An 18,318-nucleotide genomic window follows, 5' to 3' on the forward strand; every position below is an offset into this window, starting at 1 on the left:
GCCCGATGAACAGTTCGCGATCGAGCAGAATCGAACATTCGTGACATCGCGCCCGAAACGGACGACGTTACCGGCGGCGCGACTGGCCGAATGTCACATTCGGTCGATGGAGCCGAACCGGTGTGACATTCGGTCCGGAAGGCGCGAGAGGACCGCATGCGACGGCAGCGGGTGGCCTACTCGTACACGCGCAGCGTGCCCGGGTTCCACAGCCCGGAGCGGGTGACCGTCTCGGTCTGCGGCTCGGCCGGCACCGCGTCCGGGTAGAACCGCACGTACCGCTCGAGCGAGCCCCAGTCGCGGGCCCAGTCGTCCTTCAGGTACGTGGGGATCTGCTCGGGGCGCGCGAGGGCCTCGGTGAAGCCCAGCGGTCCGCCGTTGTCCGCGGACTGCCACGTGTCGGTGGAGGACACGGCCAGGGGTCGGTCCGGCAGGATGCGGTAGTTCGGCATCTCGGCGATGCCGTAGCGGTGGTCGAACGGACGCTGGCACGGGAACTGCAGGCCCACCGCCCAGTCGAGCAGCACCGGCTGCTCCGAGCCGACCACGGTGTCGAGCGTCTCGAGTTTCGGCACGCGCGGCGGTGTGAACGCCAGCCACTGGTCGCCCGTGAGGTTGGGGTCGTTGGCGACGATGCGGACGGCGTCGGTGTCGGCGGGCAGCTCCGACAGCGGGATGCGCAGGTTCCGCCACGACGGCGCGGGCCCGATGTCGCGCGGCAGGTAGGTGCCCTGCGGTTCGACGGTGCCGTCGGGCAGGCGCCTGCCGTACTCGACAAGCAGCGACTGGCCGTAGGTGGTGGCGCCGGTGTCGTCGACGGACCAGATGCGACCGGCCGCCGAGATGACGACGAGCGGCGCGTCGTCGGTGCGCTCGGGTAACCCGTACCAGCTCGACGTGAGCAACGCCGGTTCCTGCACGCCCTCCTGGTAGCTGCCGAGCACGGGGGTCACGGCCGGGTCGAGGCCGAACGGCAGCTTGGCGTCCGAGCCGTTGACGGTGCGCGCCCCGGTGCCGCCGGTGGTGCCGCCGCCGGCGCCGGTCTCGAACGTCGGCCCGACGCTCTGGTTGTCGGTGTTGCCCTGGCCGGGCTTGACCTCGACGTAGTCGGCCGTGAGGTCCGACGGGATGCCGTTGGGATCGAAGCCCACGGGTTCGGCTCCGGCGAGGGCGTCGCCGCCGCGGGGTGGGTTGTCCGGGTCGACGATGGGCGCGAGCCGACCGGAGTTCGGGTCCGATTCGACGAGGACGTCGTCGGCCAGCCCGCACGTCTGGCCGGCGAGCGCGCCGACGTTGGACCGGGCGAGCGAATACGCCGGATACTGCGATACCGCGCCCTTGAGCAGCGACAGCACCTCGAAGAGCACCATCGCTCCGGCGACGACGGTCAGGGGCGCCGCGGCGAACTTGCGGATCCGGCGGCCCTTGCGGGTCGTGGGTCTGGGTTGCGGCGGCGCGTAGCCCTCCCGCAGGTACTGCCACGCGACGAGCCCGAGGGCGAGCCCGAAGAGGATCAGGAACAGCGAACTGGACTGGTTGCCCTTGAAGGAGACGGTCTTGTCGAACCACGGGATGCCGTAACTCGACACGTACCACCAGCCGTTGATGCCCGCGAACGACACGGCCAGCACGAACAGCAGTCCGGCGAGGAAGATCGTGCGGTTGCGCCGCGACCGCAGCGCGCTCGCGGAGACGACGACCGCGGTGAGGGCCGCGAGGGACCCCGCGATGCCCGCGTACGCCCCGAAGTGGTGGGTCCACTTCGTGGGGTTGAACATCATGAAGAAGATCGTGCCGAAGACGATGCCGATCAGCCGCCACGACGGTCCCGTCGCGACGCCGGGGATCCGGCGCCGGCGCAGCAGCACCAGCAGCGACGTGAACAGGCACAGCAGCATGACGAGGAACGCGAACCGGCGGGCGAGCGAGCCGTCGACGGTCTGCACGAACAGGTAGTAGTAGCGGAGGAAGTCGTTCCACCACTCCTCGTTCGGGCCGATGATCGTGCGCACGCGGGTGGCCTCGAGCACGGCGGCGAGGGTCTGGTCGGAGAACACGACGACGAGCACGAGCGTGCCGGCGGCGGCGATCGGGGCGAGCAGCGGCAGCGTCCCGACCTCGCGGTGGCGGCGCACGACGATCCGGGTCATGGGCCGGATGCCGGCGAGCAGGGCGGCGATACACATCAGGCCGGTCGGGGCGGCGGCGAGGGTGAACGCGCCGATCATCACGGCCGTCGCAGCCGGCAGCAACCGGCCCGTGGCGATCGCCCGTTCGATCGAGCACCAGGTCAGCAGGGCGCCGAGCGCGACGATCGGCTCCGGACGCAGGCCGTTGTTGTAGGGCAGCCAGAAGGCGAGGAACACCAGGCCGCCGGTCCACAGCGCGACGGTGTTGTGCCGGACGGCGCGGCCGAGGCGGGGCACCACCTCGCGGCTGATCACCATCCAGCAGGTGATGCCGGCGAGCAGGGCGGGCAGCCGCATCCAGACGCTGGCGGTGGAGACCTCGGCGAACGCGGCGAGCACGTCGTAGTACCAGCCGAAGGGGGCCTCGGGGACGCCGAACCAGCGGAAGTAGTTGGCCATGTAGCCCGAGTGCTCGGAGACCCGGGCCATGGTCAGCAGGTAGCCGTCGTCGGAGGTGTTCGCCCCGAAGAAGTGCCACCCGAGGAGTGTGCCGACGACGACCGCGTCGACGCCGGTGAACTTCCACCAGTGCGACGGCAGGAAGCGGCGATGCCCCCGGCCGTCGGTGCCGTCGAGTTTGGCGAGCGCACCGATCGCCAGCGCGGTCGACAGGGCCGCCAGGATCATCGCGAGGAGCTTGACCACCGTCGGCGACGACGAGAACCGGGAGTCGACGTCGACGGTCACCGACATGCCGGGCACCGTGGTGTCCAGGTCGCTGAACACGCCGACGACGAGGGGGCGCAGGTCGCCGGTCAGCTCACCGGCGCGCGGGTTGCCGTTCTCGTCGCTCAGGCCGACGAACTCCGCGGTCGTGCGGTCGACGTCGGAGAAGATGCTGATCTCGGTGCACGCGGCGGATTCGACGTCGCTGCGCGGGGCGGTGGCCACGACGACGTTGCGGTCGAGAACGTCCACGTTCTCGGCGCCCACCCGCACGAACATCGCGTTGAGTGCGGCGCCCTCACCGCTCGGTGGTGCGGTCGCGAGGAGCATGCCACCGCCGGGCGGCATGCTCGCGACGGCGGTGCACGGCACGGTCGCGCTCAGCTGCAGCGGCACCTGCGACATGAGCGGCACCTCGACCGGCCCGGTCGAGCCGTTCTGCGGCCAGGTGACGGTGGCTTCGGTGACCTTGACGGGCAGGAACGGGGTCGCGACGGCGAGGAGCACACCGAGCAGGCCCGCCACCGTGGCGACGAGCCGGGCGGTGCGGTACTGCGCCCGCAGATCCCGGGCAACCGGCGGCCGGGGCACGGCTGCGGAGGGGGCGGGAACTGTGGTCACGTCGTCGGGCACGATTGTCGATGGTATCGGGCGCAGATGAGCGGACGCACCGTCCCTACCGACGCGTAGGACCTCATTCACGCATTACGGGCACACCGTCGCGGATCGGGCCGGGTGTCCACCAGCCCCAGCGGACGACGTCCTCGGTGGTGATCTCGGCAGTCCTCGCGCTCGGATCGATGGGTGAGTATCGCTCCAGCGAGCCCCAGTCGCGGTCCCAGTCGTGGTTCAGATAGGTGGGAACGGTCTCGGCGGTGAGCAGCAGCGGTATCCAGCCGAGCGGGCCGCCCCCGATGTCGTCCTGCCAGCCGTTGGTGGAGTCGGCCCCGACCCGGTCGGGCAGGATCCGGAACTCGGGGACCTCGGCGACACCGTAGCGATGGTCGAACGGACGCTGGCAGGGGAACGCCAACCCCACCGACCAGTCGAGCAGGACCGGTGCCGTGGAGCCGACGACGGTGTTCAGGGTCTCGAGGCGCGGCATCCGCGGCGGCGTGACCGCCACCCACTGGTCGGGGGCCAGGTTGCCGTCGGTCACCACCAGGCGGACGGTGTCGGCGTCGGCGGGGATCCGGTCGCCCGGCACCCGCAGGTTGCGCCACGACGGAGACGGTCCGATGTCGATGGGCGCGACGCGGGCCAGCGGCTCGACGCTCGAACCGTCGCCGGTCCGGCCGAACTCGAGCAGCACGTCCGCACCGGGGGTGAGGACGCCGTCGGGGTCGACGTAGTGCACGCGGCCGGCGACGGTGACCACCAGCAGCGGCGTGGCGTCGGTGCGGTCGGGCAGCGCATACCAGCCGGACTCGAGCACGGCTTCCTGCTGCGCGCCGGCGCGGTAGCTGCCGAGCACGGGGGTGCGGGCGGGGTCCAGGCCGAACGGCAGCGCGACGGTGCTGTCGTTGATGCCGGCGGCACCGCGGCCGCCGCCGGTGCCGGCGCCCGTGGAGGTGGTGGTGCCGCCCTCCTCGGTGTCGACCGTGTTGGCGCCGCCCGTGGTGGAGATCTCCTCGTCGGCGGTGAGATCGAGGGCGACGCCGTTCGGGGTGAAGCCGTCGGCGGTGCCGGCGCCGAGGGCTCCGGCGACGTCGCCGTCGACGGGGGCCAGCGCGGTGGCATTCGGGTCGGTCTCGACGAGGACGTCGTCGGCGAGGCCGCAGCTGCCGCCGGTCAGGGCGGCGGTGTTGGACCGGGCGATCGAGTACGCCGGATACTGCGCGACCGCGCCCTTGACGAGCGAGAGCACCTCGAACAGGACCACGCCCGCGGCGACGACGGTCAGCGGTGCCGAGGCGATCGCTTTCACGCGGCCGTTGCGGTCGGGTTTCGGGGTGGCGAACGGTTCACGCAGATGGAACCAGGCGGCGACGCCGAGCGCGACCAGGGCCAGCGCCAGCAGGCCGGTGGAGAAGGCGCGTCCGGAGATCGACGGCGGCTTGTCCCACCAGGGAATCCCGTAGCTGGAGACGTACCACCAGCCGTTGGAGCCGGTGAATGCGAGCGCCAGCACGAACAGCACCCCGGCGGTGAAGAGCGCGCGGTTGCGGGCGGAGCGGATGCCGACGGCGCCGACCCCGACCGCGGCGAGCGCGGCGACGGATCCGGCCAGTCCGGCGTACACGCCGAAGTGGTGGGTCCACTTGGTCGGGGTGAGCATCATCAGCAGCAGGGACGCGAAGACGATGCCGAGGATGCGGCGCGACGGCCCGAGGGCAGTGCCGGGGATGCGGCCCTTGCGCAGGATCAGCATCACGCACACGATCAGGCACAGCAGCATGACGAACACGCCGAACCGGCGGCTGAGGGATCCGTCGGGGGAGACGGTCAGCAGCGCGTCCCAGCGCAGCCGTTCGTCGAACCACGGCACGTTGGGTCCGACCGCCGAGCGCACCCGGGTCGCCTCGAGCACCGACGCGAGGGTCTGGTCGGCGAAGACGACGACGAGGACGACGGTGCCCGCGGCGAGGATGGCGGCGAGGGGCGGGACCACCCCGACGAGCCGGCGGCGGCCGACCAGCCGGACGACGACGGGTCGCGCCCCGGCGACGAGCGCGGCGACCGCGATGAGTCCCGTGGGGCCGGCGGCGAGGGAGAAGGCGGCGAGCAGCACGGCGATCGCGGCGGGCAGCATGCGGCCGGTGGCGACGGCGCGTTCGATCGAGCACCAGGTGAGCAGGGCGCCGAGCGCGATGACGGGCTCGGGTCGCAGGCCGTTGTCGTACGGCAGCCAGAAGGCGAGGAACACCAGTCCCGCGGTCCACAGCGCGATGCGGTTGCGGCGGACGGCGACGCCGAGCCGGGGAATGACCTCGCGGCTGATGACCATCCAGCATGCGATCGCGGCGAGCAGGGCGGGCAGCCGCATCCACACGCTGGCGGTGGAGACCTTCGCGAGCAGGACGAGCACGTCGTAGTACCAGCCGAACGGGGCCTCGGGGACGCCGAACCACCGGTAGTAGTTGGCCATGTAGCCGGCCTCGTCGGAGGCGCGGGCCATGGTGAGGATGTAGCCGTCGTCGGAGGTGTTGGCGCCGATGACGTGCCACAGCAGCAGCGTGCCCACGACGACCGCGTCCACCGCGGTGAACCGCCACCAGTGGGCGGGCAGGATCCGGCGGGCGCGGCGGTTGTCGACGCCGTCGAGGCGGTGCAGCGCCACGAGTGACAGCAGGGTCGCGAGGATGCACACGAGCATCGCGACGAACTTGACCAGCGTCGGGGTGGAGGTGAACCGCGAGTCGAGGGCGGCACGGACGGACAGCCGCTCGGCGTCCGGGCCGGAGGTGAGGGCCTGCGCCGATCCCTGCAGGTCGGAGTAGACGCCGACCATCTGCGGCCGATGATCGCCGTCGAGCGTGGCGATGTGGTGCCCGTCGTCGTGTTGCCCGAGGCCGACGATCTCGGCGGCGGTGCGGTCGGCGTTGGTGGCGACGGTGACGGCTGTGCAGCGGTGCTCGTCGTCGATCGGTGCCGACACGACCACCGAGTTGCGCAGCACCACCTCCATGGCGGCGGGCCCACCGTCGGTGCCGGGGACCGTGCGGATCACGAGGGCGTTCTCGGTGGCGTCGGGGGCGTCCGGCGGCACGGTCGAGATCAGGGTGCCACCCTCGTCGCCGAGCAGCGGGAAGGCCGAGCACGGCACGCTCGCGCGCAGTTCGAGGGGGGCGTAGGAGACGAGGGGCGCCTCGATGTTGGTCAGGTCGCTGCCCTGCGGCCAGCTGACGGTGGCGGCCTCCTGCCGGACCGGCAGGAACGGCACGGCCAGGGCGAGCAGCATGCCGAGCAGTCCGCTGACCGTCGCGACGATCCTGGCCGTGCGCACGCGCGCCTTCGTATCGGCGTAAGCGGGCGTTTCGGGCGAAAGGACATCGACGGGCACAAGGATCGATGCTAGGCGAGGGACGGGGGAGGCGGGGGTGGCCTCCTCCGGTCAGGAGGCGGCCTCGTGCTCGGCGGGATCGTCCGTCGGGTCGCCGGCCAGGTCGTCGAGGGAGAGTCCGAGGACCCGGGCGAGCGCGGTGACGGTGAAGAAGGCGGGCGTGGCGATGCGTCCGGTCTCGATCTTCCGGAGGGTCTCGACGGAGATGCCGGCCTCGGCGGCGACCGTCGCCATCCCGGCGGCGCCGCGCGCCGCGCGGAGGCGTTCGCCCAGGCGTCGTCCTCGCTCGAGTTGGGCCGGAGTAAGCGGTTCGCGCACCATTCCCGTATAGTAATACCGGTATTTCTATTGGAGGTGTGATGGTCGAGTTGAAGACGCCCGGCGAGATCGAGGCGATGCGCGCCGCCGGTGCCGTGGTCGCGGAGGCGCTGGCAACCGTGCGGGCCCACGCGGGAATCGGGGTCTGCCTGAAGGACCTCGACGACGTCGCCGCCGAGGTCCTCCGAGCCGCCGGCGCGACCTCCCCGTTCCTGGGCTACCACCCCGACTGGGCGCCGTCGCCGTTCCCCGGTGTCGTGTGCGCGAGCGTCGGCGACGCCGTCGTCCACGGCATTCCCGGCAGCTACCGGCTCCGTGACGGTGACCTGGTGAGCATCGACTGCGGGGCGGTGCTCGACGGCTGGTGCGGGGACGCCGCCGTGAGCTTCATCGTCGGGACCGCCGACCCCGAGGCCCTCGCCCTGATCGCCGCGGCGGAGGACGCCCTCGCGCGCGGCGTCGCCGCGGCCGTGCCGGGAAACCGTCTCGGTGACATCGGCGCGGCGATCGGCGGATACGTCCGGTCCCGCGGCTACGGCATGCTCGCCGACCACGGCGGTCACGGCATCGGCCGCCGCATGCACGAGGACCCGCACGTGCCCAACGAGGGCCGGGTGGGGCGGGGGATGCGGCTGCGGCCGGGACTGGTGCTGGCCGTCGAGCCGATGCTGCACGCCGGCGGCGGCGACGCCTACCGGCACGACCCGGACGGATGGACGCTGCGCACCGCCGACGGCAGCCGGGCCGCGCACTGTGAGCACACCGTCGCGATCACCGAGGACGGACCGGTCGTCCTCACCTCCCGCTGACGGCGCATCGACCCCGGCCGTGCCGGTCCGACCTGCGACGAAGCGACCCCTGCAGGCACTAGCATCGGCCTATGGCCCGGGCGAGGACGATCGGCGAGGCCCTGCGCGACGCGGGCATCTCCGAGGTGTTCGACGACACCACCACCCGCGCGCTCTACTCGTCCGACGCCTCGCTCTACCGGGTGCCCCCGCAGGCGGTGGTGCGGCCCCGCGAGATCGACGAGGTCGGCACCGTGCTCGAGGTGTGCCGCCGGCACGGCGTTCCGCTCACCTCACGCGGCGGCGGGACCTCCGTCGCCGGCAACGCCGTCGGGCCCGGCGTCGTACTCGACTTCGCCCGCCACCTCGGCCGGGTTCTGCGGATCGACCCCGAGGCGCGCACGGCGACCGTGCAGCCCGGCGTCGTCCAGTCCGAACTGCAGCGCGCCGCCGCCCCGTACGGACTGCGCTTCGGACCCGACCCGTCCACCCACAACCGCTGCACCGTCGGCGGGATGATCGGCAACAACGCCTGCGGTGCCCGCACCCTCGGCTACGGACGCACATCCGACAACGTTCTCGGTCTCGAGGTGCTCACCGGCGCGGGCCGGCACCTGTCGCTGCCCGACGACGCGCCCGTTCTCGAATCACTGCGCCGGATCACCCTCGACCACCTCGCCACCATCCGCACCGAGTTCGGGCGGTTCGGCCGACAGGCTTCCGGCTACGCCCTCGAACACCTGTTGCCCGAGAACGGGTTCGACGTCCTGCGCTTCTTCGTCGGCAGCGAGGGCACGCTCGGTGTCGTCACCGAGGCGACGGTGCGGCTCGTCGCCGACCCCGCGGTCCGCGTCCTGGTGGCCCTCGGCTACCCCGACATCGCGACGGCGGGCGACGCCGCGCACACGTTGCTCGGCTTCGGTCCGACCGCGTGCGAGGGGCTCGACTCGCGGATCGTCGACGTCGTGCGCGCGCGGCGCGGCGCGGCGGCGGTGCCTCCGCTGCCGCGGGGGGCGGCGTGGTTGTTCGTCGAACTGTCCGGCGACGACGCCGGCGAGGTCCTGGCACGGGCGCGATCCGTCGAACACGCTGCGGTGGCGATGGATTCACTGATCGTGACCGACCCCGGCAAGGCCGCGCAGCTGTGGCGCATCCGCGAGGACGGGGCGGGACTGGCCGGGCGCAGCCCCGCCGGGCGGCCCGCCCACTCCGGCTGGGAGGACGCCGCCGTCCCGCCGGAACGGATGGGGGAGTACCTGCGCGAGTTCGAGTCGCTGCTGTCCCGGTACGGCGTGACCGGCTATCCGTACGGTCACTTCGCCGACGGCTGCATCCACATCCGCCTCGACGTGCCGCTCGAGATGCCCGGAATGTTCCGCGAATTCCTTTTCGCAGCAGGGGAACTCGTGGCGTCGTTCGGGGGGTCGATGTCGGGCGAGCACGGCGACGGCCGGGTGCGCAGCGAACTGCTGCCCCTGATGTACTCGCCGACCGCGCTGCGACTGTTCGGCGCCGTCAAGGCGGTGTTCGATCCCGAGGGCCTGCTCAATCCCGGTGTGCTCGTCGACCCGGCTCCCGTGGACCGGGACCTTCGGATCCCGGCCGCGCACCGGGTCCGGGACCTGCTCGCCTTCCGGTACGCGGGCGACGACGGCGACTTCAGGCAGGCCGTGCACCGCTGCACCGGCGTCGGCAAGTGCCGCGCCGACACCGCCGGCCTCGGCGGGGTGATGTGCCCGTCCTACCTGGCGACCCGGGAGGAGAAGGACTCCACCCGCGGCCGGGCCCGGGTCCTGCAGGAGATGCTCAACGGCACGCTCGTCACCGGGTCCTGGCGCTCACCGGAGGTGCACGAGGCCCTCGAACTGTGCCTGGCATGCAAGGGCTGTGCCTCCGACTGTCCGACCGGTGTCGACATGGCGACGTTCAAATCCGAAGTGCTGCACCAGAGTTACCGGGGTCGGCTCCGTCCCGCCACGCACTACACGCTGGGACGGCTCCCGCGCTGGGCGGCGCTGGCCGGTCGCGCACCACGCGTCGTGAACACCCTCGCCAAGCTGCCGGGGGTGGCGTCCGCCGGACTGACCCTCGCCGGCGTCGACCGGCGTCGCCGCGTGCCCGAGTTCGCGCCCCGCACGTTCCGTCGCTGGTTCGCGGACACGGCGGCCGAACGTCGCACGGACGGCGAGCCCGTCCTGCTGTTCGTCGACACCTTCACCGAGTACTTCACGCCGGAGGTGGCGATCGCCGCGGTGCGGGTCCTCGAGGCGGCCGGCCGACGGGTGTGCGTGACCGAAAAGCAACAGTGCTGCGGGCTGACGTGGATCACCACCGGCCAGCTGGATACGGCCCGGAAGATCCTGGGCCGCACCATCTCCGCACTGTTCCCGGCCGGCATGCCGATCGTGGGCCTCGAGCCGTCGTGCACGGCGGTCCTGCGCTCCGACGCCGTGGAGCTGCTCGGGTTCGAACCGGCACGCGCCGTCGCCGACTCGACGGTGACGCTGGCCGAACTGCTCGGCGACTCGGAACCGCCGTCACTGTCCGGGACGTCGGTGGTGGCCCAGCCGCACTGCCACCACCACGCCGTGATGGGCTGGGGCGCCGACGCCGCGCTGCTGCGCCGGGCCGGTGCAACGGTCACCCGGCTCGGCGGATGCTGCGGTCTCGCCGGCAACTTCGGGGTGGTGCCGGCGCACTACGACGTCTCGGTCGCCGTCGCCGGGCACCAGCTGTTGCCCGCGATCGCCGCGGCGGGTCCCGACGACGTCGTGCTCGCCGACGGCTACTCCTGCCGCACCCAGATCGCCGATCTCACCGAGCGTCGCGGCGTCCACCTCGCCGAGTTGCTGGCGTCCCGGTTGTGAGCCGGGGCTCGGTTCCGGGTGTCGGGACCGGGCTGGGGCGGGCTCGGGTCGCCGGATCGGCACGGTGCGGTGCGGTGCGGTGCGGTGCGGTGCGATGAGTTTTCCGGGGCCGGCTGGTCAGTCCGTAGCGAGACCGCCACCCCGACCGAGGAGACTGCCATGATCTCGACCACCACCCGCCCCGCCGAGCGTCCCACCGACCGGAAATTCCGCATCGCCGGCCTGGTGATCACCGGCCTCGTCGTGCTGTTCCTGCTGTTCGACGCCGCGATCCACGTCCTCAACGTCGACCAGGCGCGGCAGGCGATGATCGATCTGGGCTTCGATCCGAACCTCAACTACGTCATCGGCGTCGTCATGCTCGTGTGCATGGCGCTGTACCTGGTCCCGGCCACCTCGATCCTCGGGGCGGTGCTGCTGACCGGGTATCTCGGCGGCGCCGTGGCCACCAACATGCTCAACGAGATGCCGCTCTTCAGCACCATCCTGTTCCCGGTCTACGTCGGTGTGTTCGTCTGGGCCGGGCTGTATCTGCGTGATCCGGTGGTGCGGTCGGTGATGCCGCTGCGCCGCGGGTAGCACGCCCACGTCGCGACGGTCCGCGAACGGTGTTCGCGGACCGTCGCGTGCCCGCTATCCCGTGCGGGTGACGACGACGAACGGTCCGATCTCCGAGACCGTGAACCGCGGATCGTCGAACAGCGACTTCGGATACGTCACCGTGTAGCGACGGACGTTGGGGTCGTTGGGGTACACGTCCTCGGCGAGCCGGAGGGTGTAACCCTCGGCGCCCTGCCGGAACACGACCGCATCGGGTCCCCGCCACGGGGACTCGTCCCACGCGGCGAGCAGCTCGTCGGTCGTCTCGACCGACGCCCAGTCCTCGATCGCGGCGGCGCGTCCCTCGAAGTCCGCCAACGGGTTCGCGTAGTGCGACGTCAGCGCCTGGAACCCGAGATACGGGTAGTAGGTGAGGAAGGTGGTGTCGGCGGTGAGGACGACGATCTCGTCGCGCGGCCGGCCCAGCGCCGCGGTGATCGTCTCGTCCAGCTCGGCGTAGTAGGCGCCCGCGCCGGGCGGACGCTGATCGGCGCGTTCACCGTTGCCGTCGGTGTCGGTGTAGGCGACGGTGATCTCGTTCGCGAGGACCTGGGGGATGTTCTGGGTGAACGCGAGCGCACCCAGCGCGCCGACCGCGATGAGCGACCACCGCACCCGCTGGTTCTCGCTGGTGGCCAGCACGATCCAGCGGGTGAAGTCGACGAACGCGAACGTGCCGGCCGCCGCGAGCAGCACGAGCAGGATCACCTCGAGGCGGAAGGCCAGCAAAGTGTTGCCCATCGCGGTCAGCGCCATCGACGCCAGGTACCACAGGTACACGGACACCACGCCGAGCCCGAGGGCCTGCGCACGCCGCGACGACGTGGCCCGCCCGACCAGCCACACCGTGCCGAGCAGGCACAGCAGCCCGATCAGGGAACCGTGGAACATCGGCAGGGGCAGCCGCGCCCCGGTCTCGGGCAGGTAGTGCGTCGCCGTGCCGGATCCGGCGGTGGACCCGCCCCGCAGCACCTCGAGCACGAACGGCGCCCACACGAGCAGCGCGACGGCGACGGCGATCCCCGCGATCACGCCCAGCCGTACCAGCACGGGGAGAGCGGCCCGCCAGGTGCCCGCCGCGCGTCGCGCGAGCACCGCGGCGACGACGGCCATCACCGTCACCGCGAACGCCGCGATCCCGAGGTAGAGGGAGTAGAACGTCGCGGCCAGGCCCAGGAAGAGCCCGGTCCCGACGACGGCTCCGCCGCCCGGTGTGTCCTTTGGGCTGCCCCAGCCGCCCAAAGGACGCACCGGGCGCGACAGCGCCCCCCACGCCATGACGAGGGCAGGCGCGATCAGCAGCGCGACGAACGCGCCGTACGGCTCCGGAGAGCCGTAGGCGAGGACGACGGCGGTGGTGGCGGTGGCGACCAGCACGGCCAGGTCGACCCGCACCAGCGCGGTCCACAGCACGAGCCCGACGACGGCGGCGACGGCCAGCGACACGATCGACCACGGCTTGAACGCCTCCCAGCCGTCCAGGCCGAGCAGGCTCGCGAAGCGGCCGCCCATCCAGAACCAGCCGGCGGGGTAGAACGGCGGCAGGTCCGCGTACGTCATGTCCCGCAGCGCGGGGGAGTCGGTGAGCCGCGTCAGGTACTCGGTGCGGAACTCCTGGTCGACGGAGATGCCGTGCAGATAGAGCTTCGTCGCCGCCAACGGCATCCCGAGGGTGACGGTGACCAGACCCGACAGACCCGCCCACGACAGCACCCGCGCGAACGCCGTCCACCGTCGCCGGCGCAGCAGCACGACCGAGCCGGCGAGCACGGCGAGCGCCCCCACCTGCAGCACCGTCGTGACGGCCTGCGTGACGTTCGAGGAGTTGAATGCGGGCCACTGCACGCGCGCGAACGCGAACAGCCCCACGGCGGCGACGATCGTCGCGACGACAACCGCAGCGGCCCCCTCGCCGGCGGTGCGGAGGGCTCGCCGGAAGGGGGCCACGTCGGAAGAGGATACGACTGGGTCGGACACCCCCGCAGCCTAGATCGGCAGCTTCCGGAAGATCGCGCGCGGGATGTGCCGCAGCACCATCATCACGTACCGGAAGGCGCCCGGAGCCCAAACGATCTCCTTGCCCTTCGCGGACGCGGCGACGGCCAGCGCGGCGACGTCCTCCTTGTCGACCGTCAGCGGCGCTTCCTCGACGTGGGCGCTGAACTTGGTGCGCACCTGTCCGGGACGCACCACCGTCACCCGCGGACCGAACGGCGCCAGGGCCTCCCCGAGGCCCAGGTAGAAGCCGTCGAGCCCGGCCTTCGCGGAGCCGTACACGAAGTTGGCTCGCTTGACCCGCTCACCGGCGACGGAGGACATCGCGATGATGCGCCCGTAGCCCTGCGCCTTCATCTTCTCGCCGAGGAGCACACCGACCGACACGGCCGCGGTGTAGTTGATCTCCGCGACCCGGATGGCCTTGGTCTGGTTCTGCCACAGCTCCTCGGCGTCGGCGTCCATGCCGAACGCGACGATCGCGACGTCGACGTCCCCGGCAGGAGCGGAGCCTGCGGAGCGACCGTTTCCGGCGAGATCCCAGGCCCGGGCGATCATGTCCGGGTGGTTGCCGGTGTCGAGGGCGTCGAAATCGATCAGGTCGACCTTGGTGGCCCCCGCACCCTTCATCTGCGCGACAGCGTCGTCGCGCAGGGGGTCGTTGGGCAGCGCGGCGAGGATCACCCGGGCCGGCGCCTTGCGCAGGTACTCCTCGACGATGGCGAGTCCGATCTCGGACGTGCCACCGAGGAGCAGCAGGGTCTGGGGGTTGCCGACGGCGTTGATCATCAGTGGAGTTCCAACCTTCTGGACATATCGGAGGCGAACACGTTGGTGGGGTCGACCGAGCGGCGGATCTTGATCCATTCGCCGATGCGCGGGTACATCGCGTGGAACGTCTCGGCGGAGGTGCGCGAGTCCTTCGCGGTGTAGAGACGGCCGCCGAACTCGAGGACGCGGCGGTCGAGTTCGCGGACGAACTCGTTGAGCCCCGCCTTGATGGGGAAGTCGACGCAGATGTTCCAGCCGCGCATCGGGAAGCTCAGCGGCGCCTTGTTGCCCTCCCCGAACAGCTTGAACACGTTGAGGAACGAGTAGTGCCCCGAGCGCTGGATGTCGACGATGATCTTCTTGAACTCGTCGACCGCCTCGGTCGGCACCACGAACTGGTACTGCAGGAACCCGTTCGAGCCGTAGGCGCGGTTCCACTCCCCGAACATGTCGAGCGGGTGGTAGAACTGCGTCAGGTTCTGGACCTTGCCCGTGTAGTTGCCGGACTTGCGGTACCACAGCTCGCCGACGGCGCTGAAGGTGTACTTGTTGGCCAGGCCGTTCGGGAAGATGTCCGGGAACGTCAGCAGCGTCGGCGCGTCGAACTTCAGCGGGTTCTTCTGCAGCTTCTTCGGCAGCTGGTCGAGCTTGGCCAGCGAACCGCGCGAGATCGCGGCCCGGCCGAGCTTCGGCAGCGGCGCGACCGCGTCGAACCAGGCGCTCGAGTAGTCGTAGTTCGCCTCGGAGCCGTCGCTGTGCACGGCGATCGTCTCGTCGAGGGTGCTGGTGACCACGCCGTCGGCGATGAAGTACGCCGTCTCGGTGGGCGTCATCTCGATGGTGGCGCGCAGGATGATGCCGGTCAGGCCCATGCCGCCGACCGTCGCCCAGAACAGCTTGGAATTGCGCCCGTGGGGGGTGAGGGTGCGCACCTGGCCGTCCGCGGTGAGCAGGTCCATCGACCGGACGTGGTTGCCGAAGCTGCCCGCGCTGTGATGGTTCTTGCCGTGGATGTCCGCGCCGATCGCACCGCCCACGGTCACCTGCCGGGTGCCCGGCAGCACCGGGACCCACAGCCCGAACGGGAGCGCCGCGCGCATCAGCTGGTCCAGGTCGACGCCCGCGTCCACGGTGACCAGCCGCGATTCGCGGTCGATCGTGTGGATCCGGTCCAGCGCCGTCATGTCGACGACGAGCCCGCCCGCGTTCTGCGCCGGATCACCGTACGAGCGGCCGAGACCACGGGCGATGACACCGCGGCGCAGGTGCGACGGCTTGGACTCGTTCTGCTCCGCGACCCGGGCGACCGCCTGCGCGATCACCTCGACGTCGGGAGTGGACAGCACTTCCGCGGTGGTCGGGGCGGTGCGCCCCCAGCCGGTCAGAGTGCGGGTCTGGGTGGGGAGCGGCGCGGCGGCCGGCTCTGCAGCTGTCGTGGACATCGCCGTACAGGTTACCCGCCGGTCGCAGCGGCGAGAGTGTGTCGCCGGTGACGCCCGGCGTCCCGGCGTCCGGATTGCCGGAAGCGTCCGGCTGCGTTCCGTCGCGCAGCGGGGACGTGGGCCCCGCTCGCATAGGCTGTCGCCCGTGTCCGAGCATCCGCAGCACCCGCACTGGCAGACGCAACCGGAGCATCACGCCCCCCTACCGGTGGAGATCCCCGTCACCGACAGCACCGCGGACGAGGCGCTCGACCTGAAGACGCAGATCGTGCGGTTCGTCCTCACCGGCGGGCTGTCCGCGATCGTGGACTTCGGCCTCTACGTGCTGCTGCTCGCCGTGGGGCTGCACGTCAACGTCGCGAAGTCGCTGTCGTTCGTCGCCGGCACCACCACCGCGTACCTGATCAACCGGCGCTGGACCTTCAGGGCCGAACCGAGCCGGGCCCGGTTCGTCGCGGTGGTGATCCTGTACGCGATCACCTACGCCGTCCAGGTCGGCATCAACTACGTGTTGTACGACGCGCTGCCCGACGAGTGGTGGCGCGTGCCGCTGGCGTTCGTCGTCGCGCAGGGCACGGCCACCGTCATCAACTTCGTGGTGCAGCGCGCCGTGATCTTCCGCCTGCGCTGAGCGGTGGGGCGAGCGGATGTCTCGCTCGTCTCCGGGGCGGCACGGACCGTTCCCTCGGGGCGGCGGTCAGCCGCGCTCGGCGCGACGGAAGGAGAAGTCCCGGTAGCCGAAGAAGCTCGCCGTCGCGGTCACGACGGTGATCACGATCTGCGACGGGATCGGCGGGAACCCGAGCACCGAGACGGCCACGGTCATGAGGGCGAGGTTCAGCAGGAAGGCGCTCAGGTTGACCGTCACGAACCGCCACAGGTCGCGCAGGAAGTGACCGCGCACCCGGAACACCAGATAGCGGTAGGTGGAGAAGGCACACAGCACGTTCGAGGCGTAGCCCGCCACGATCGCGAAGTGGTAGCCGAGGGTGTCGCCGACGGCGAGCTGCCACACGATGAACCACGCGGTGCCCAGCGCGGTGTTGAACGCCCCCACCAGCAGGAACGCCACGGCCTGGTTCTTGAACAGGCGCATGAGCGGACCCGGCGCCCCCGTCATCCCGCCGGGCGCGCCGGCGGGCTCGGTGGCGGGATCGGGGGAGGGCACCGGCTGCGCGCTCACCCGAGGTACCGCGGCAGCGACCCGGCGGCGACGACGTCGGCCAGCGACGGTGCGGCCTTGTCCTTGGCGGAGAGTTCGTAGTGCAGGGGTGTGCCGTCGCGGCCGGTGGTGGGCCAGTCGATGCCGATCTGCGGGTCGAGGGGGTCGATCTCGTGTTCGCGGTCGGGGTTGTAGGTGGTCGAGCACAGGTAGACGACCGTGGAGCCGTCGGCGAGGGAGCAGAAGGCGTGGCCGAGGCCTTCGGGGAGGTAGATGGCGCGGCGGTCGACGTCGTCGAGCAGGACCGCGTCCCACTGTCCGAAGGTGGGGGAGCCGACGCGCAGGTCGACGGCGACGTCGAGGACCGCGCCGGCGACGCAGGTGACGTACTTGGCCTGCCCGGGCGGGACGTCGGCGTAGTGGATGCCGCGCAGCACCCCGGCGGCGGAGACCGAGCAGTTGGCCTGGGCCAGGTCGAGCGGGCGGCCGGCGGCGTCGGCGAAGGTGGGTTGTTTGAACCATTCGTAGAACACGCCGCGGTCGTCGCCGAACTGGCGGGGGGTGATCTCGAAGGCGCCGGGGATCTTCAGTTCGCGGTAGTGCACCGTCAGTGTCCTTCCCGGTCGAGCAGGTCGAGCAGGTAGCTGCCGTAGCCGGATTTGACCAGCGGCGCGGCCAGGGCACGCAGTTCGTCGTCGGTGATGAAGCCGCGCCGCCACGCGACCTCCTCGGGGGCGCCGATCTTCAGGCCCTGGCGTTGTTCGATGGTACGGACGTAGTTGCAGGCGTCGAGCAGCGAGTCGAAGGTGCCGGTGTCGAGCCAGGCGGTGCCGCGGGGGAGGACTTCGACCTGGAGGCGGCCGGCCTCGAGGTAGGTGCGGTTGATGTCGGTGATCTCGTATTCGCCGCGGTCCGACGGGCGCAGGTCGCGGGCGATGGCGACGACGTCGTTGTCGTAGAAGTACAGTCCGGGCACCGCGAAGTTCGACTTGGGGGTGGCGGGTTTCTCCTCGAGCGACAGAGCTCGGCCGTCGGAGTCGAATTCGATCACGCCGTAGGCGCTGGGGTCGGACACCCGGTAGGCGAACACCGCCCCGCCGTCGAGGTCGGCGAACCGGGTGAGCTGGGTGCCCAGGCGCGGACCGTAGAAGATGTTGTCCCCGAGGACCAGGGCGACGCTGCCGTCGCCGATGTGCTCGGCGCCGAGGACGAACGCCTGGGCGAGACCGTTCGGTTCCGGCTGCACCCGGTAGGTCAGGTTCACCCCGTATCGCGACCCGTCGCCGAGCAGCCGATGGAACTGCGGAGCGTCCTCGGCGGTGGTGATGATCAGGATGTCGCGGATCCCGGCGAGCATGAGCGTCGACAGCGGGTAGTAGATCATCGGCTTGTCGTAGACCGGCACCAGCTGCTTGCTCACTCCCAGGGTGATCGGATGCAGTCGGGACCCGGTGCCGCCGGCGAGAATGATTCCGCGCATGACGGGCAGTCTCCCATCCGGGGTGGACGCGGACCAA

The 18,318-nt window shown here is 71.2% G+C and carries 13 protein-coding genes; 4 read left to right on the forward strand and 9 right to left on the reverse strand.

Annotated features, from left to right (window positions below):
* Positions 1-176 precede the first annotated feature (176 nt).
* The 3 genes from QNA09_RS25590 to QNA09_RS25600 all read right to left on the reverse strand — a co-directional run bounded on the left by QNA09_RS25590 (position 177) and on the right by QNA09_RS25600 (position 7,179).
* Positions 177-3,488: an arabinosyltransferase domain-containing protein gene (locus QNA09_RS25590; RefSeq protein WP_040270432.1), complete on the reverse strand. Its 3,312-nt coding sequence runs from the start codon at positions 3,486-3,488 to the stop codon at positions 177-179.
* A 61-nt stretch (positions 3,489-3,549) separates the two neighbouring features.
* The gene (locus QNA09_RS25595) at positions 3,550-6,801 is read right to left on the reverse strand and encodes an arabinosyltransferase domain-containing protein (protein ID WP_119699318.1); all 3,252 of its coding nucleotides are present in this window, start codon (positions 6,799-6,801) and stop codon (positions 3,550-3,552) included.
* A 108-nt stretch (positions 6,802-6,909) separates the two neighbouring features.
* A complete protein-coding gene (locus QNA09_RS25600; RefSeq protein WP_026137866.1) occupies positions 6,910-7,179 on the reverse strand; it encodes a helix-turn-helix domain-containing protein in 270 nt (89 codons plus the stop codon).
* Positions 7,180-7,217: 38 nt separating this feature from the next.
* On the opposite strand from QNA09_RS25600, the gene map reads away from it, so the two are divergent.
* The 3 genes from map (at position 7,218) to QNA09_RS25615 (ending at position 11,410) form a co-directional block, all read left to right on the forward strand.
* Positions 7,218-7,985 carry a type I methionyl aminopeptidase gene (gene map / locus QNA09_RS25605; RefSeq protein WP_059175048.1) on the forward strand — a complete coding sequence of 256 codons (768 nt, stop codon included), beginning with the start codon at positions 7,218-7,220 and terminating at the stop codon, positions 7,983-7,985.
* 71 nt (positions 7,986-8,056) lie between these two features.
* On the forward strand, positions 8,057-10,831 hold the full coding sequence (locus QNA09_RS25610) for an FAD-binding and (Fe-S)-binding domain-containing protein (RefSeq protein ID WP_119699319.1): 2,775 nt from the start codon (positions 8,057-8,059) through the stop codon (positions 10,829-10,831).
* A gap of 159 nt (positions 10,832-10,990) precedes the next feature.
* Positions 10,991-11,410: a DoxX family protein gene (locus QNA09_RS25615; RefSeq protein ID WP_059175047.1), complete on the forward strand. Its 420-nt coding sequence runs from the start codon at positions 10,991-10,993 to the stop codon at positions 11,408-11,410.
* A 54-nt stretch (positions 11,411-11,464) separates the two neighbouring features.
* On the opposite strand, the gene QNA09_RS25620 is transcribed toward QNA09_RS25615, so the two are convergent.
* The 3 genes from QNA09_RS25620 to QNA09_RS25630 are packed head-to-tail and all read right to left on the reverse strand — an operon-like array spanning position 11,465 to position 15,639.
* A complete protein-coding gene (locus QNA09_RS25620; protein WP_119699320.1) occupies positions 11,465-13,378 on the reverse strand; it encodes a galactan 5-O-arabinofuranosyltransferase in 1,914 nt (637 codons plus the stop codon).
* 39 nt (positions 13,379-13,417) lie between these two features.
* The gene (locus QNA09_RS25625; protein ID WP_010596173.1) at positions 13,418-14,215 is read right to left on the reverse strand and encodes a decaprenylphospho-beta-D-erythro-pentofuranosid-2-ulose 2-reductase; all 798 of its coding nucleotides are present in this window, start codon (positions 14,213-14,215) and stop codon (positions 13,418-13,420) included.
* Positions 14,215-15,639: an FAD-binding oxidoreductase gene (locus QNA09_RS25630; RefSeq protein ID WP_010596172.1), complete on the reverse strand. Its 1,425-nt coding sequence runs from the start codon at positions 15,637-15,639 to the stop codon at positions 14,215-14,217. Before QNA09_RS25630 ends, QNA09_RS25625 begins: the two co-directional genes overlap by 1 nt.
* A 208-nt stretch (positions 15,640-15,847) precedes the next feature.
* On the opposite strand from QNA09_RS25630, the gene QNA09_RS25635 reads away from it, so the two are divergent.
* Positions 15,848-16,270, forward strand: a complete 423-nt coding sequence (locus QNA09_RS25635; RefSeq protein WP_051009409.1) for a GtrA family protein — start codon at positions 15,848-15,850, stop codon at positions 16,268-16,270.
* A gap of 66 nt (positions 16,271-16,336) precedes the next feature.
* On the opposite strand, the gene QNA09_RS25640 is transcribed toward QNA09_RS25635, so the two are convergent.
* From QNA09_RS25640 to rfbA, 3 genes are read right to left on the reverse strand one after another with little or no spacing between them, the layout of a single operon-like run.
* The gene (locus QNA09_RS25640) at positions 16,337-16,822 is read right to left on the reverse strand and encodes a GtrA family protein (RefSeq protein WP_029540188.1); all 486 of its coding nucleotides are present in this window, start codon (positions 16,820-16,822) and stop codon (positions 16,337-16,339) included.
* Positions 16,819-17,406 (reverse strand): dTDP-4-dehydrorhamnose 3,5-epimerase, encoded by a 588-nt coding sequence (rfbC, locus tag QNA09_RS25645; protein WP_064066425.1) that lies wholly within the window; start codon positions 17,404-17,406, stop codon positions 16,819-16,821. The genes QNA09_RS25640 and rfbC overlap by 4 nt, the downstream gene beginning before the upstream one ends.
* A gap of 2 nt (positions 17,407-17,408) precedes the next feature.
* The gene (rfbA, locus tag QNA09_RS25650) at positions 17,409-18,281 is read right to left on the reverse strand and encodes a glucose-1-phosphate thymidylyltransferase RfbA (protein ID WP_010596168.1); all 873 of its coding nucleotides are present in this window, start codon (positions 18,279-18,281) and stop codon (positions 17,409-17,411) included.
* Positions 18,282-18,318: the final 37 nt, after the last annotated feature.

Source organism: Rhodococcus sp. AH-ZY2 (genome assembly GCF_030916465.1).
In the GTDB taxonomy this organism is placed as follows: Bacteria; Actinomycetota; Actinomycetes; order Mycobacteriales; family Mycobacteriaceae; genus Rhodococcus; species Rhodococcus ruber.

What these genes read in the sequence shown, in the direction of transcription:
- QNA09_RS25615 (WP_059175047.1), top strand. Translation starts at nt 10,991, where the DNA reads ATGATCTCGACCACCACCCGCCCCGCCGAGCGTCCCACCGACCGGAAA.
- QNA09_RS25625 (WP_010596173.1), bottom strand. Translation starts at nt 14,215, where the DNA reads ATGATCAACGCCGTCGGCAACCCCCAGACCCTGCTGCTCCTCGGTGGC.
- map (WP_059175048.1), top strand. Translation starts at nt 7,218, where the DNA reads ATGGTCGAGTTGAAGACGCCCGGCGAGATCGAGGCGATGCGCGCCGCC.
- QNA09_RS25600 (WP_026137866.1), bottom strand. Translation starts at nt 7,179, where the DNA reads ATGGTGCGCGAACCGCTTACTCCGGCCCAACTCGAGCGAGGACGACGC.
- QNA09_RS25610 (WP_119699319.1), top strand. Translation starts at nt 8,057, where the DNA reads ATGGCCCGGGCGAGGACGATCGGCGAGGCCCTGCGCGACGCGGGCATC.
- rfbA (WP_010596168.1), bottom strand. Translation starts at nt 18,281, where the DNA reads ATGCGCGGAATCATTCTCGCCGGCGGCACCGGGTCCCGACTGCATCCG.
- QNA09_RS25630 (WP_010596172.1), bottom strand. Translation starts at nt 15,639, where the DNA reads ATGTCCACGACAGCTGCAGAGCCGGCCGCCGCGCCGCTCCCCACCCAG.